This window comes from Rhizobium sp. RAF56, from assembly GCF_052113965.1.
Lineage (GTDB): Bacteria > Pseudomonadota > Alphaproteobacteria > Rhizobiales > Rhizobiaceae > Rhizobium.
The window spans coordinates 12,215-24,749 of sequence record NZ_JBFRDU010000012.1 but is presented as its reverse complement, the minus strand read 5'-3'; the positions used below and the strand labels follow the sequence as shown (position 1 = coordinate 24,749).

Below are 12,535 nucleotides of genomic sequence, written 5' to 3'. Positions count from 1 at the left end.
GCGGAGCATGCGCTTCGCGGGTTTTCTTATGACCGTTAGAACAAAAAGGCTTGGCGCCGCGGCGCGGCGCCTGCCGCCTTACTGGCCCGGATTGAGGTTGTTCAGCATGTTCTTCGCGCCGGTCCCGCCGCTGCCGGAGCCGGAGAGCAGCTGCTGCAGGAAGGTGAGATCCTTGCCGCCCGTCGGCGTCGTGCGCGAGATCGTGTCGAAGACCCTGCCGTCCTTCATCGTGTAGTTGGCGCGCTGCGTGACCACGCCATCCTTGTCGAAATAGATGGCGAGTACGGTCTGGTCGACCAGCTTCGGTTTCATGAAGGCCACCGAGCGGACGCGCTTCTGGGAAATATAGTAGAACACTTCCGCGTCGAACGTCGCCGTCGTCGACGGCGTTCCGAGCGAGAGCAGGACCTGCTCGCGGCTGGAGCCGACGGGGACCAGATCAAGCGATTGCTGGTCGAACACGTAACCGTTGTTCATGATTTCGCTGGTTTGGCAGCTGGAGAGCGCCGCGCTCGCAATAACGAGGGCAATGGCGGCTGTGCCGACGAAATTTCTGTCAGACTTGAAATACCACCGCGTCAACGACATCTCCCTATCAATCATACATCCGGCCGGCCGGCTCGTGTGTGTTTTGCTGTGCACATCATTGTGGCCATTCCGGGATTCCGGCTGTCACAAGATGACTGTTCCGCGCTCTTCTTCACCGATCGCGGCAGTTCGTGACGACGGGTCGGGGCAGTCTTCGAAGCGGGCACAAACGGCATTGCAATTCGCGCCTGCTTCGGTAAACCAGCTTTTGAATTCATGCAACACGGCGGAGCGCAAGTGCGCGCTCGGAATGAGCCAAATCCGGGAATATTCATGGTCTTCGGGCTCTTTCGAACCAGAAATCACAACAGGGTCATCGTCGACAGGCAATACGCGGCGTTGTCGGCGGCGGCGCGCATGCCGGATCTCTATGCGCGGCTCGACGTGCCCGATACGGTCATGGGCCGTTTCGAGATGCTGTCGATCGTGATGATTCTGTTCTTCCGCCGCACGCGCGCTTCCGAAACCAGCGGGCAGGAGCTCGCCCAGGAGATCGTCGACGCGTTTTTCCAGGATATCGACCACTCGATCCGCGAGCTCGGCATCGGCGACAACGGCGTCCCGAAGCGGATGAAGAAGTTTGCCGGCATGTTCTACGGGCGTCTCGAATCCTACGCGGCAGCGATGGATGGAAACGACCGATTGGCGCTCGCAGCCGCCCTCAGGCGAAATATCTATCCCGATCAGGGTGAGGGCGCGCCTTCCATGGAAGGCCTTGCCGAATGGATGGTGGCGGCCGAGCGCCACTTAAGCGGTGTTTCCGAGACTGAGATTGCGACCGGCTCGGCGACATTGCCACAGCCGGAAGTTTAAAAATTTTTCCGCGTACCCGCGCATCGGTTCGGGCGGGTGCGGCAGTGGAGGCACAGATGAAAAAGACCGAGGCCGGCGACCGGCCGTTTTCCTATCCTGTCAAAGTCGGGCATATCTCCGCAAATCCGGTCGATGTGCATCTCGAAGCTGACGATACCGAACTCAAGGGATTGGCAGCGCTATGGAACGTACTCTCGGTGGAGAGCCTGACCGCCGATGTGAAGATTTCCCGTTGGAAACGCGACGGTGTGCGCATGAAGGGTCACGTCCAGGCGAAGATCGTGCAGGCATGCGTGGTAACGCTGGAGCCGGTAGAATCTCTTATCGACGAGGACTTCGAGCAGCTTTTCGTACCGGCGGATTCAAAGCTTGCGCGCGCGCCCTCGATGGATGCCGGTGAGATGATCCTCGATCCGGATGGGCCGGACCTGCCGGAAACCTTTGTCGGCGACACGATCGATGCCGGCGAAGCGGTCACCGAATTTGCAGCGCTTGCTATCGACCCCTATCCGCGCAAGCCGGGCGTGGCCTTCGAGGGCCATCTCGAGGACAGTGGCGAGGACGACAAGAAGCCATCGCCGTTCGCTGCTCTCAAGGACTGGAAGAAGGACTAATGTTCCCGTGGGTTTCGACATAAATCAGTTGTCAGCCAAGGGAAAACCGGTATTTTGGCCCGAATTTCGCCGGGCTGGGCGGAAAAGAAGGATCAGGGACGCGTGATCAAAATCTCTCTTGACCTCATGGGTGGCGACTTCGGGCCGGATGTCGTCATTCCCGGCGCCGCCAAGGCTCTGGAGAGGCATCCCGAATTGATGTTCGTGATGTTCGGGTTGAAGGAACAGTGCGAACCAATTCTTGATAAATACCCGAAACTCAAGGCAAAGTCCGTCTTCCACGACTGCGAGCTCGCCGTCGCCATGGACGAAAAGCCGAGCCAGGCGCTGCGCCGCGGCCGCTACGTGTCGACCATGTGGCGGTCTATCCAGGCGGTCAAAGTGGGCGAGGCCGACGTCGTCGTCTCCGCCGGCAACACCGGCGCGCTGATGGCGATGGCGAAGTTCTGCCTGCGCACGATGGCCAATATCGAACGGCCGGCGATTGCGGCGATCTGGCCGACGCTGAAGGGCGAGAGCATCGTTCTCGACGTCGGCGCGACGATCGGGGCGGACTCGCAGCAGCTCCTCGACTTTGCCCTGATGGGCGGTGCCATGGCGCGCGCGCTGTTCGAAATAGAGCGGCCGAGCATCGGCCTTTTGAATGTCGGTGTCGAAGAGATGAAGGGTCAGGAGGAGGTTAAGGACGCCGGCCGCCTGATCCGCGAGGCCAATATCGAAACGCTCGAATACGCCGGCTTTGTCGAAGGCGATGATATCGGCAAGGGAACGGTCGACGTCGTCGTGACCGAAGGCTTCTCCGGCAATATCGCGCTTAAAACAGCCGAAGGGACCGCCAAGCAGATCTCCACGATGCTGCGGGAGGCCATGTCGCGCACGCTCGTCGCCAGAATCGGCTATATTTTCGCCAAGGGCGCCTTCGCCGTGCTGCGCGAGAAGCTCGATCCGAGCAAGGTCAACGGCGGCGTGTTCCTCGGGCTCAACGGCATCGTCATCAAGAGCCACGGTGGTGCCAATGCCGAAGGTTTCGCTGCCGCCATCGACGTCGGCTACGACATGGTCAAGAACGGCCTGACGCAGAAAATAGAAAATGATTTGAAAAGGTATCATGCCAAGCAGCTGCCCCCGAAGGGGCCCGAAGCGGCATGATCGGCAAGGTGTAATGACTATGATCCGTTCAGTTGTCCGCGGGTTCGGGGCTGCGCTTCCGAAGCGCGTCGTGACCAATTCCGAAATGGAAAAGATCGTCGACACGTCGGACGAATGGATTTTTCAGCGCACCGGCATTCGCCAGCGCCATATCGCAGGCGCCGATGAGACGACGGCCTCGCTCGGCGAACAGGCCGCCCGTGCAGCCCTTGCCAATGCTGGGTTGACGATCGACGACATCGACATGATCGTGGTCGCCACGTCCACGCCCGACAACACCTTTCCCGCCACAGCGGTCAATATCCAGAACCGTCTCGGCATGCATCACGGCTTCGCCTTCGATGTCCAGGCGGTCTGTACCGGCTTCGTCTATGCGGTGACCACAGCCGACGCGTATATTCGCGGGGGACTGGCCAAGCGTGCGCTCGTCATCGGCGCGGAAACCTTCTCGCGGCTGCTCGACTGGACCGACCGCACCACCTGCGTGCTCTTCGGCGACGGCGCTGGCGCGCTGATCCTGGAAGCGACGACGGGGGAGGGCACCAACAGCGATCGCGGCGTGTTGACCGCAAGCCTCCGTTCCGATGGCGCGCACAAAGACAAGCTTTTCGTGGACGGCGGCCCCTCATCGACGGGCACCGTCGGCGTGCTGCGCATGGAAGGACGCGAGGTCTTCAAGTACGCCGTCGGCATGATCACCGATGTCATTCACAGCGCGTTCGACGCGACCGGCACGACGTCAGAGGATCTCGACTGGCTGGTGCCGCACCAGGCGAACCGCCGCATCATCGACGGCTCGGCCAAGAAGCTCGGAATTCCTCCCGAAAAGGTTGTAATCACCGTCGATCAGCACGGCAACACCTCGGCCGCCTCCATCCCCCTTGCGATTGCCGCTGCCGCCGGCGACGGACGCATCAAGAAGGGCGATCTCGTCATGCTGGAGGCCATGGGCGGCGGCTTCACCTGGGGCGCCGTTTTGCTGCGCTGGTAGGCAGGTTTGATCCCCAAATTCCGATTCGAAACAAGAGCTTGACCGTTTGGCGCAAGGGCAATAGTCTTTGACGCGCTTACAAAAATCACCACACAAGATGGGCGGGGAATTATGACGGGGAAGACAGTCACTCGGGCGGACTTGGCGGAGTCGGTGTTCCGGAAGGTCGGCCTTTCCCGCACCGAGTCGGCCGAATTGGTCGAGACGGTCATCGACGAAATCTGCAACGCCATCGTTCGTGGCGAGACAGTCAAGCTCTCGTCCTTCGCGACGTTTCAGGTGCGCGACAAGAATGAACGTATTGGTCGCAATCCGAAGACCGGCGAGGAGGTTCCGATCTCGCCACGCCGCGTCATGACGTTCAAGGCCTCGAACGTCCTGAAGACCCGCATACTTAAGGCCCATACCAGCCGAAAGGCAAAGACCAGGCCGCAGAACCCGGCCGTCTGAGGTCTTCCATGCCGGCAATATTTTCTTCGGCCGCGGACCGGTAGCCGGCACTCTATCCAGCCCATCTCGCTTCTTGGCTGTGCAGCGGCCAAGAGATGACTTGAATTTCTCCCGGCAAACCGTTGAAATATGGCGACTCGCTAAGAGAGAGTCGCCTCTGCGCAGCGTTGGAGTGTACCATGGACAAGAGCCCGGATGCCTTCCGCACCATCAGCGAGGTCGCCGATGACCTCGATCTGCCGCAACACGTCCTGCGTTTCTGGGAAACCCGCTTTCCGCAGATCAAGCCGATGAAGCGCGGCGGCGGCCGCCGCTACTATCGCCCCGACGATGTTGATCTGCTGAAAGGCATCCGGCATCTGCTCTACGATCACGGTTATACGATCAAGGGCGTACAGAAGCTCCTGAAGACCAACGGCAACAAATTCGTGATCGCGGTCGGCCATGGCGACCTTGCAAGCGTAGAGGCGCTCGCCGCCGCGCAGGAGCCGTCCTCCACCGAGCCGCGGGTCGGCAACGCCGAGGAGGATCAGCTCGTCGGCCGTGCCAAGCCGCCGATCAGCCGCCGTTTCTTCAACTTCGTCAGCGGCGACGACGACACGCCCGAGGTATCGATCGGTAAGTCCAGCGTCGGCAAGGAAGATCGCGCGCTGCTGCAGGAGGCGCTCTATGATCTCCTGGAGTGCAAGCGCCTTCTCGATCAGGTGCGCTGAACGGCGACCGCGGGTTCGAGCTTCAGCCCCGCCAAGGCGCTCTGGAGCTGGTGCAGCTGGAAGGGCTTGTTGAGAACACGCCTGCCCGAGGCGGCAATGCCGTCCGGCAGGCTGCCGTAGCCGGTGGCGAAGAAGTATGGCTTCCCCTTTTCATCCAGCATTTTCGCGACCGGCAGCGAACTCTCTCCCGCCAGCGAAACGTCGAGGATGGCAGCGTCGAAAACAAGTTCGCTGGCGAGCGTCAGTGCTTCGTGCAGCCGCGCCGCGGTCCCGGATACTTCGTAAGATAGCTCCGACAGCATGTCCTCCAACAACATGGCGAGCAAAGCGTCGTCTTCGACGATCAATATTTTTCCGTTGATGTCCATTACTGCGTCCCCCTCATAAGCCCTTCAGGGGGCGTATCTGGCGTCGTGAAAGGCATCGTCAAGGTTTTGAGGTTTGAACGGCCCAGAAGAGGGCCTGAGAGCGCAGAGTACCGACGCTGATTCCGACGCCGGACAAGCTGTGGCGCTGCCGCCGCGTTTTCCGCTAAGCTGCAGCAATGAGCCGAGTCGGGAAGGGAAGTTATGCGCCACGTTGAGATCGGGAGACTTTACATTCTTGCGGCAGCGGTGGCGATGCTTACCGGCGCGGCGGGGTCAGACCAGCCGCAATACTTCGTCCGCGCCATCAAGGATGTATCGGAATGCCATGCGCAATATAGCGAATTCGCGCCGGATTGGCGGATGCGCCGGTCCTTCATCGTCAGCAAGGCCGGGGCCGGCGAGCACGTCATCAACTGTCTGCCGGATGGCGTTGCAGAGTATGTCTGCGACCCTTCAAGCGGCAAGTTGACCGCCGCGACCATGCAGGGCGGTTCGCTGAAGGCCTGCAAGACCTTCTATCCCCGCATTCCCTTCACGCTGAAGACCAATCTCCTGCAGAACTGAAGACCAATCTCCTTAGAATTGAAGATCAGCGCAGGCGTCCATCGTCCAGCCGCTCAGTTGTGGGCGGGCTCGTTGACCGCACGGAACGGAAACTTCCGCCCGCATTCGCAGCGAATGATATAGTTCTCCTGATAATTGGAGCCCCGCTGCTCGAAAAACCCTCTCGGCAACAGATCGACCGCAAAGCCCGGATGCTTGCGCGACTTGTGGTCGTCTTCCGATGCTTCGGCAAAGCCGGTGTTGCCGCATTGAGGGCAGGTGATCTTCTTCGAGAATCGGTCGCGCGCGGCCATGGAGAACTCCGGCTGGATCATCGGCCGCTCATATCGAAAAGTCGTGTTGAACGGAAGAGACGCCCGCGATTCCTGCGAACGAACGCACCGGTTCCGCCGCATTTCTACCAGTTGCCGGGGTCCGCGGTATGATCGATGCTCGCAAATTCATCCGCCTTTGCCCGATCCAGCGTTATGCTGGTGGTCGCTTCTGACTCGTCCACTACGGAAAAATTCAGAGGAGTCGCCCTGTTCGTCAGCTCCTGGTACATGAGCAGGGCGGCTTCCTCTGCCGTATCGGCTTCGATTTCTTGTGTGACGATAACGTTGAATTTGGGCATATCCGTTCCCTCGTCTCTTCCGCTACGAATTTAGCATCGGCGCGCAAAAACGTAGGTCTCGGCGTCCAAAATTCTTCGTCCGGAATTTCGTAGAAACAAATAGAGCGGATCGGCCATTCGGGGAAATGCAGATCCGCTCTGACCGTGACAGTCGCAAATTGCAGCCTACTGCAGCGTATGCGCCTGAAATTGCTCCTGAACGCCGGCGCGTGCCGGTTCAGGCAGTCCGCTGGCATCCAATCCGGTCGCCACCACCGAGACGCGGAACCTACCGTCGAGATTGCGATCGAAGATCGCGCCGACGACGATTTCCGCGTCGTCTTGTACCTCGTCGCGAATGCGGCTTGCTGCCTCGTCCACCTCGAAGAGCGTCATATCCGAACCGCCGGAGATCGAGACCAGAACGCCCCTGGCGCCCTTCATCGAGATGTCGTCCAACAATGGGTTTGCGATGGCCGCCTCCGCCGCTCTCAGCGCTCGGTTTTCGCCCTCGGCTTCGCCCGTCCCCATCATCGCCCGACCCATGCCGCGCATGACCGATTTCACGTCGGCGAAATCAAGGTTGATCAAGCCCTCCTTCACAATGAGATCGGTGATGCAGCCGACGCCGGAATAGAGCACGCGATCAGCGGTCATGAAGGCATCGGCGAATGTGGTCTTGGCATCGGCTATGCGAAACAGGTTCTGGTTGGGAATGACGATGACCGTATCAGCCGCCTGCCGGAGCGCCTCGATGCCGAAATCCGCCGTCTTCATGCGGCGATTGCCCTCGAAGGTAAATGGTTTCGTGACGACGCCGACGGTCAGGATGCCGGCTGAACGAGCCGCTTGAGCGATCACGGGTGCAGCCCCGGTCCCTGTTCCCCCGCCCATGCCGGCGGTGACGAAGCACATATGCGAACCGCGAAGATGATCCATGATCTCATCGATCGACTCTTCGGCAGCCGCGCGGCCAACCTCCGGCAGCGATCCCGCGCCGAGACCTTCCGTTACATGCGCCCCGAGTTGGATGCGACGCGAGGCCTTCGAAGTCGCAAGGACCTGGGCATCCGTGTTCGCCGCCACGAAGTCGACGCCCGCCAGGTTTTCGGCGATCATGTTATTGATCGCGTTACCGCCACCGCCGCCGACGCCAACCACTGTGATATGCGGCCGCAGTCCTGAAATGCCGCTCTTGGCGTCCGTCATGACCCTTTTCCTTTCCTACATCCCGATCGCGTTATTGTCGCTTTAAACAGCGATTCGCGCACTAGGCTAAGAGTGCAACAAGGCGCGGACAGGGCGAAGCAGTTTATGCGCTAGCCGGCGCTGCAGCCTGGCAATATCGCACTGCGCCTTGACGGGATCCAATGCGGCTGGTCACGTATCTCATTTGAGCGTTGGAGAACTTTTGATGGCTGACGACATCGTTATTTCGCGGTCGGCCGTGGGCATTTCGAAGGGCCGGGTGAACCCTATCCGTCATCGGCAACCGAGCGGCAGCCAACGCGATCCGTCGGCCGCCGCTCCCTCCGAGCGTCCGCCGCCACGCGCTCAAGAAGGTAGGCGACCATACTCCTTGCTTCTCTCAATCGGAATCCATCGATTGAAATCGCGACCCTCCGCCAGGGAATTGTCGTTCGCTCGTCGTCCACGAAAAGGGGACAAGGGGGAAAAGACAGGGATGTAGCGGTAGTTGCCCTGTGGATACCATGTGCAGAAGCGGTGGAGAGCTTGTGGACACGAATGAGGTCACCCGCCCGTTGCTGGACAGGATTTCGGCTCGCCATGTGCGCGATCAGGAAGCATCCGTTTTTCCCTGACGGTCAGGCAAAGGCCGCGGCCGTAAACGCCGCCGATCGGGCGACCAGAGGCGCCACGAGACGTCGGTTCCTGCGCGGATCGACGATCGCCGGATCCACCGCGGCATACCATGGCTTGCGCCATCATCACTATTCCGATGGAAAGGAAGATATCTGGGGATATCAAGGAGATAAATGGTCGGGGCGACTGGATTCGAACCAGCGACCCCTTGACCCCCAGTCAAGTGCGCTACCCATGAAGCGCTGTTTCTCCTGATGCCAAATGATGCTTCCCAAGGCTTCGTATGATGCCGCATGATGCCACGTAATGACCATTGATGCAGGGGCAAAAGCGTGGTAGCGCTTTTGTGTGCAGACATCAGGGGGCGGTCTCCTGACATCATGCGGTATCGACAACTATCATCAATGGTGCTTCCCATATGCTTACCAGAAACAATGTCGTCCATTTGCCGGGTACGGCAAATACCCGTGTTGTCTCGTCGCCGAAGTCAGCCTCGAAGAACGCGATTTCGCTGACGAAAACGATCGTCAAAAAGCTCGAATTACCACCCGGAAAAGACGACATCGTCTTCTGGGACAACTCGCTTGCGGGTTTCGGCCTGCGCATCCGAAAAGGTGGAAAACGCGTTTTCGTCGCGCAGTTTCGCGATGAGGCCGGGGCAACTCGACGAGTGACGATCGGCAGCACCGACGTGCTCGAAGCCGATGAAGCACGCGCCCAGGCGAAGAAGCTCCTGGGTGGTGTTGCGATCGGCAACGATCCTGCCAAGGCGAAGAAGGAAGCTCGCCTGGCCGTGAAGTTCGGCGAAATGCTCGACAAATACCTTGCGCATGCCAAGGACAAGCAGGAAGCATCGACGCTCGAAGCGACCACGAGGAATCTTCGAACGCATTCGAAGGGATTCCACACGACTGCGCTGCGCGAAATCGGCCGCATCGACATCGCCGAGCTGCACGGAAAAATCACCAAGAAGAACGGTCCGGTGCAGGCAAACCGCGTTCTCGCATCACTAAGCGGCTATTTCGCCTTTTTAGTCGCCCGAGGGCAGGTGGAGACCAATCCGGTCAACGGCGTTCCGAAGAATGTCGAGAAAGGCCGCGAACGCGTGCTCACCGACGACGAGCTCCGCGCGATCTGGAAGGGCACCGAAAGCGGCAGCGATTACGACAGAATCATCCGGGTGTTGCTGCTGACCGGTCTCCGCCGATCGGAAGTCGGCTCGATGCGCTGGGAAGAGGTTGCTGGCGATCTCTGGACGATCCCTGGCGAGCGCATGAAGAACGGCCTGGCGCACGAGGTGGCACTCACAGAAAGCGCGCTGGCGGCCTTGCCTGAGGCGCAGGACAAGGGTTTCGTCTTCGGCAAGGAAATGATCGGCGAGCGCCGTGGCTATTCAGGCTGGTCGCGATCGAAAGGGCGTCTCGACGGGCGACTGAAGATCGCGGATTGGGGTCTGCATGACTTCCGTCGGACGATGTCGACCAAGCTTCACGACGCAGGTGTCGAGCCGCACATCGTCGAGGCGTTGCTCGCGCATATCTCGGGGCACAAGGGCGGCGTCGCCGGAACCTACAACAAGGCTGCTTACAGGACGCAAAAACGGGCAGCGCTGACGCTCTGGGCCGGCATGATCGACGCGATCATCAAGGCTGGCCCATGATGGAAAAGCTAGCAACCAAGGAACTCATGGAGGCTGTTCTCGGGTGGTTCGACGCCCAATCGCAGTCGAAGCGGCAACGAGGGCGGCCGGCGCACGGATTCACCCAAGCGGCTAAACATATGGGCTGCGTGATGGAAATCATGAGGCGCGACGGCGTTTGCAAGACCAAGGCTGTCGCGACCTATGCCGAGATGGAAAAGCTGACGCAGGACCATGTCTGGGCGGCAATTCGCCTTTATCAAAAAACCGTCGGCGAGTGATTTTATCTCAGTAGAGCGGCTGAAATTTCGTGATTATTAGTGATGTCGCCTGAACAGTGGGAGACATCACATGAGTGCAGAAGACATTGAACTAGCAGTTCTAAATGAAGCGCAGGCGGCGAAGCATATCGGCGTTTCCAAGCCAACGTTGCAGCGAATGCGCGTGCGGGGTGAAGGTCCGAAGGTCGTGCATCTTTCGAAGCGGCGTATTGGCTACCGACGCGCGGAGTTGGACGACTGGCTGGAACGGCCACAACGCCTCGGACTGGTGATGGAGCAAAGGCGCAAGAAAGACGACAAGGCGGAGGCGGGCGAATGACCGCAAAGCTTATCATCGGCGCCGCCGTCGCTGCGATCGTCGTTTGGAACATGATTGGCAGCTCGACACCGGTCCGATCGGAACAGGACGACGCGATCACGGAAGCGATTCTCAAGACCATGCCACTCGAACCGAAGAGCTGCCTGCTGATGGGCCTCGACGCGAAGGACATCGCCTGCAGAATCGTGCAGGCTTCGGTCGAACGTGATCTTTGCGACGAGGCGGTTGAGGAATATCAATCAGATCGTCGATACGATCTCGAAGGCTATCGCCCCCAACGCTGCATGCGGTATGGATATAAATTCCAATGACTTCCCGCAGGGAAGTCATGTTCTGTGTCGGAAGCTCCGACACAAATATAACGCAGGTTGTGGAGTTGGTTAGGCAACAACTATCAACAGGAGGCCCGTACAGCGCGTTTTGTGCTCGCGCAGTGTCCAGTACCGGCTAAGGGGCGAAAACGCGCCCTTGGGCTAGCCTGTGTCGAGACGAGGGCTTTTCGATCTGAGCAAACTGGAATGAATTTTAAGTGGGCCTTTCGGCCTACTTAAATTTGGCCGAGGAGTTCATCACCTGGGCTGGGGATCGACCCGCTGTCCTTCGAGGATCGTAGCGTCATCGTCTTCGAGATCGCCCTCGATCGTGCTGCCTGACCAGGATTGCGAAATCGTCGGGCCGGCTTGAACGGAGATTCCGAGAAGCGCTTTCGCAGCGTTCTGCCGATCGGCATGATCGCCGGAAAGAATTCCGTCGAGTTTTTCGTGCAGCTGATTGATGTTCAGCACGAGATTGAGGGCGGGGGCCTCAGCGATGTTGCCACCCATTTTTGCCCGCAGCTCTGTCGTCCGGACGAGAACGCCCGACAACGCGGCGAGGGCAGGGAAAAGACCGTCGTCTAATGCAGCGTCGGCCGCGACTTCGAGACGATCCGAGGCGCGCTTGACGTCCGAGGCGATCGACGCGGCGCCGAAATAACTGCTCGGGTCGATTTCGTCATTCAGGATCGCCTTAGTCAATCGGTTTTCGGCTTTACGCTGTTTCTCGGCATCGCTGAGTTTTCGGACGGCGCGAATTTTTTGATCGACGTGATTCAGCTTGTGCCCTCGGAACTGCATGTAAGAGATCGAGCTAGTCTCAGCTGGGAAGTTCTTCCGTGCCCAATCGCGAACGGCGGTGATCTGCTCGCCCCTTGCAAACATTTCGTCGACGCATTTGAGGACCGTGATCGGCAAGCTGCAAACGGCGCACGAATTGCCATTGAAGATCCCTCGACCCGGCTTGCGGGCGGCAGGTTCTATCGTGATGGGGCGCTTTCTTGGCATCCGTGGAGGATACCTGCGCCAGCGCACGGCCGCAAGAACGACGGCAAGGATGACTTTTCCAAGGGCGCTACGAGTTGTATTGTCGTTTGGGAATCTGATCGACATGGACACGGATTCCTCAGCCGACCACCATCGTGGAGCAGGCAAAGGCGCAAGAAAGACATCGTGGAGTAGGGGGTGGCAACACGAACAGCTGGAAATGTCAGCCCCACTGACATGTTTTTATTCCTTGTTCCAATCGGGAAGCCGGCGCAGCCCATCTGCAATGCCTTTGGCACAGATATCAAGCTGAAAAATATCTGTAGCAT

At 59.4% G+C, this 12,535-nt stretch carries 17 protein-coding genes; 11 read left to right on the top strand and 6 right to left on the bottom strand.

What is annotated here, in order from left to right; all coding sequences use genetic code 11:
* Positions 1 to 78: 78 nt before the first annotated feature.
* On the bottom strand, positions 79 to 588 hold the full coding sequence (locus AB4048_RS12045) for an outer membrane protein assembly factor BamE (protein WP_442202196.1): 510 nt from the start codon (positions 586 to 588) through the stop codon (positions 79 to 81).
* Positions 589 to 804: 216 nt separating this feature from the next.
* On the opposite strand from AB4048_RS12045, the gene AB4048_RS12040 reads away from it, so the two are divergent.
* From AB4048_RS12040 to AB4048_RS12015, 6 genes are all read left to right on the top strand, one after another.
* Complete coding sequence (locus AB4048_RS12040; protein WP_442202195.1) at positions 805 to 1,401, top strand: ubiquinol-cytochrome C chaperone family protein; 597 nt, start codon at positions 805 to 807, stop codon at positions 1,399 to 1,401.
* Positions 1,402 to 1,457: 56 nt separating this feature from the next.
* Positions 1,458 to 2,015 carry a YceD family protein gene (locus AB4048_RS12035; RefSeq protein WP_442202194.1) on the top strand — a complete coding sequence of 186 codons (558 nt, stop codon included), beginning with the start codon at positions 1,458 to 1,460 and terminating at the stop codon, positions 2,013 to 2,015.
* A 102-nt stretch (positions 2,016 to 2,117) separates the two neighbouring features.
* Positions 2,118 to 3,164 (top strand): phosphate acyltransferase PlsX, encoded by a 1,047-nt coding sequence (gene plsX, locus AB4048_RS12030; protein ID WP_442202193.1) that lies wholly within the window; start codon positions 2,118 to 2,120, stop codon positions 3,162 to 3,164.
* 19 nt (positions 3,165 to 3,183) lie between these two features.
* Positions 3,184 to 4,155, top strand: coding sequence for a beta-ketoacyl-ACP synthase III (locus AB4048_RS12025; RefSeq protein ID WP_442202192.1), 972 nt, complete (start codon positions 3,184 to 3,186; stop codon positions 4,153 to 4,155).
* Between the two features lie 111 nt (positions 4,156 to 4,266).
* Positions 4,267 to 4,605, top strand: coding sequence for an integration host factor subunit alpha (locus tag AB4048_RS12020; protein WP_442202191.1), 339 nt, complete (start codon positions 4,267 to 4,269; stop codon positions 4,603 to 4,605).
* Between the two features lie 179 nt (positions 4,606 to 4,784).
* Positions 4,785 to 5,318, top strand: coding sequence for a MerR family transcriptional regulator (locus AB4048_RS12015; RefSeq protein ID WP_442202190.1), 534 nt, complete (start codon positions 4,785 to 4,787; stop codon positions 5,316 to 5,318).
* On the opposite strand, the gene AB4048_RS12010 is transcribed toward AB4048_RS12015, so the two are convergent.
* The gene (locus AB4048_RS12010) at positions 5,306 to 5,686 is read right to left on the bottom strand and encodes a response regulator (protein WP_442202189.1); all 381 of its coding nucleotides are present in this window, start codon (positions 5,684 to 5,686) and stop codon (positions 5,306 to 5,308) included. The two genes, AB4048_RS12015 and AB4048_RS12010, sit on opposite strands and share 13 nt — an antisense overlap.
* 201 nt (positions 5,687 to 5,887) lie before the next feature.
* On the opposite strand from AB4048_RS12010, the gene AB4048_RS12005 reads away from it, so the two are divergent.
* Positions 5,888 to 6,250, top strand: coding sequence for a hypothetical protein (locus AB4048_RS12005; RefSeq protein WP_442202188.1), 363 nt, complete (start codon positions 5,888 to 5,890; stop codon positions 6,248 to 6,250).
* 53 nt (positions 6,251 to 6,303) lie between these two features.
* Here the strand turns inward: AB4048_RS12005 and AB4048_RS12000 are convergent, their stop codons facing one another.
* The 3 genes from AB4048_RS12000 to ftsZ form a co-directional block, all read right to left on the bottom strand.
* On the bottom strand, positions 6,304 to 6,543 hold the full coding sequence (locus AB4048_RS12000; protein WP_442202337.1) for a hypothetical protein: 240 nt from the start codon (positions 6,541 to 6,543) through the stop codon (positions 6,304 to 6,306).
* Positions 6,544 to 6,647: 104 nt separating this feature from the next.
* Positions 6,648 to 6,863: a hypothetical protein gene (locus AB4048_RS11995; RefSeq protein WP_442202187.1), complete on the bottom strand. Its 216-nt coding sequence runs from the start codon at positions 6,861 to 6,863 to the stop codon at positions 6,648 to 6,650.
* A gap of 165 nt (positions 6,864 to 7,028) precedes the next feature.
* Positions 7,029 to 8,051 (bottom strand): cell division protein FtsZ, encoded by a 1,023-nt coding sequence (gene ftsZ / locus AB4048_RS11990; protein WP_442202186.1) that lies wholly within the window; start codon positions 8,049 to 8,051, stop codon positions 7,029 to 7,031.
* 1,033 nt (positions 8,052 to 9,084) lie between these two features.
* On the opposite strand from ftsZ, the gene AB4048_RS11985 reads away from it, so the two are divergent.
* The 4 genes from AB4048_RS11985 to AB4048_RS11970 all read left to right on the top strand — a co-directional run bounded on the left by AB4048_RS11985 (position 9,085) and on the right by AB4048_RS11970 (position 11,216).
* Positions 9,085 to 10,326, top strand: coding sequence for a tyrosine-type recombinase/integrase (locus tag AB4048_RS11985; protein ID WP_442202185.1), 1,242 nt, complete (start codon positions 9,085 to 9,087; stop codon positions 10,324 to 10,326).
* On the top strand, positions 10,323 to 10,586 hold the full coding sequence (locus AB4048_RS11980) for a hypothetical protein (protein WP_442202184.1): 264 nt from the start codon (positions 10,323 to 10,325) through the stop codon (positions 10,584 to 10,586). The genes AB4048_RS11985 and AB4048_RS11980 overlap by 4 nt, the downstream gene beginning before the upstream one ends.
* Before the next feature lie 70 nt (positions 10,587 to 10,656).
* Entirely contained in the window at positions 10,657 to 10,905 is a 249-nt protein-coding gene (locus AB4048_RS11975) for a helix-turn-helix transcriptional regulator (protein ID WP_442202183.1), read from the top strand.
* A complete protein-coding gene (locus AB4048_RS11970) occupies positions 10,902 to 11,216 on the top strand; it encodes a hypothetical protein (protein ID WP_442202182.1) in 315 nt (104 codons plus the stop codon). The genes AB4048_RS11975 and AB4048_RS11970 overlap by 4 nt, the downstream gene beginning before the upstream one ends.
* Before the next feature lie 258 nt (positions 11,217 to 11,474).
* Here the strand turns inward: AB4048_RS11970 and AB4048_RS11965 are convergent, their stop codons facing one another.
* Complete coding sequence (locus AB4048_RS11965) at positions 11,475 to 11,921, bottom strand: hypothetical protein (RefSeq protein WP_442202181.1); 447 nt, start codon at positions 11,919 to 11,921, stop codon at positions 11,475 to 11,477.
* Between the last annotated feature and the right edge of the window lie 614 nt (positions 11,922 to 12,535).

What these genes read in the sequence shown, in the direction of transcription:
- AB4048_RS12025 (WP_442202192.1), top strand. Translation starts at nt 3,184, where the DNA reads ATGATCCGTTCAGTTGTCCGCGGGTTCGGGGCTGCGCTTCCGAAGCGC.
- AB4048_RS12040 (WP_442202195.1), top strand. Translation starts at nt 805, where the DNA reads ATGCAACACGGCGGAGCGCAAGTGCGCGCTCGGAATGAGCCAAATCCG.
- AB4048_RS11995 (WP_442202187.1), bottom strand. Translation starts at nt 6,863, where the DNA reads ATGCCCAAATTCAACGTTATCGTCACACAAGAAATCGAAGCCGATACG.
- AB4048_RS12045 (WP_442202196.1), bottom strand. Translation starts at nt 588, where the DNA reads ATGTCGTTGACGCGGTGGTATTTCAAGTCTGACAGAAATTTCGTCGGC.
- AB4048_RS11970 (WP_442202182.1), top strand. Translation starts at nt 10,902, where the DNA reads ATGACCGCAAAGCTTATCATCGGCGCCGCCGTCGCTGCGATCGTCGTT.
- AB4048_RS11980 (WP_442202184.1), top strand. Translation starts at nt 10,323, where the DNA reads ATGATGGAAAAGCTAGCAACCAAGGAACTCATGGAGGCTGTTCTCGGG.
- AB4048_RS12035 (WP_442202194.1), top strand. Translation starts at nt 1,458, where the DNA reads ATGAAAAAGACCGAGGCCGGCGACCGGCCGTTTTCCTATCCTGTCAAA.
- AB4048_RS12010 (WP_442202189.1), bottom strand. Translation starts at nt 5,686, where the DNA reads ATGGACATCAACGGAAAAATATTGATCGTCGAAGACGACGCTTTGCTC.
- AB4048_RS11975 (WP_442202183.1), top strand. Translation starts at nt 10,657, where the DNA reads ATGAGTGCAGAAGACATTGAACTAGCAGTTCTAAATGAAGCGCAGGCG.
- AB4048_RS12020 (WP_442202191.1), top strand. Translation starts at nt 4,267, where the DNA reads ATGACGGGGAAGACAGTCACTCGGGCGGACTTGGCGGAGTCGGTGTTC.
- AB4048_RS12015 (WP_442202190.1), top strand. Translation starts at nt 4,785, where the DNA reads ATGGACAAGAGCCCGGATGCCTTCCGCACCATCAGCGAGGTCGCCGAT.
- AB4048_RS11985 (WP_442202185.1), top strand. Translation starts at nt 9,085, where the DNA reads ATGCTTACCAGAAACAATGTCGTCCATTTGCCGGGTACGGCAAATACC.
- AB4048_RS12000 (WP_442202337.1), bottom strand. Translation starts at nt 6,543, where the DNA reads ATGGCCGCGCGCGACCGATTCTCGAAGAAGATCACCTGCCCTCAATGC.
- AB4048_RS12005 (WP_442202188.1), top strand. Translation starts at nt 5,888, where the DNA reads ATGCGCCACGTTGAGATCGGGAGACTTTACATTCTTGCGGCAGCGGTG.
- ftsZ (WP_442202186.1), bottom strand. Translation starts at nt 8,051, where the DNA reads ATGACGGACGCCAAGAGCGGCATTTCAGGACTGCGGCCGCATATCACA.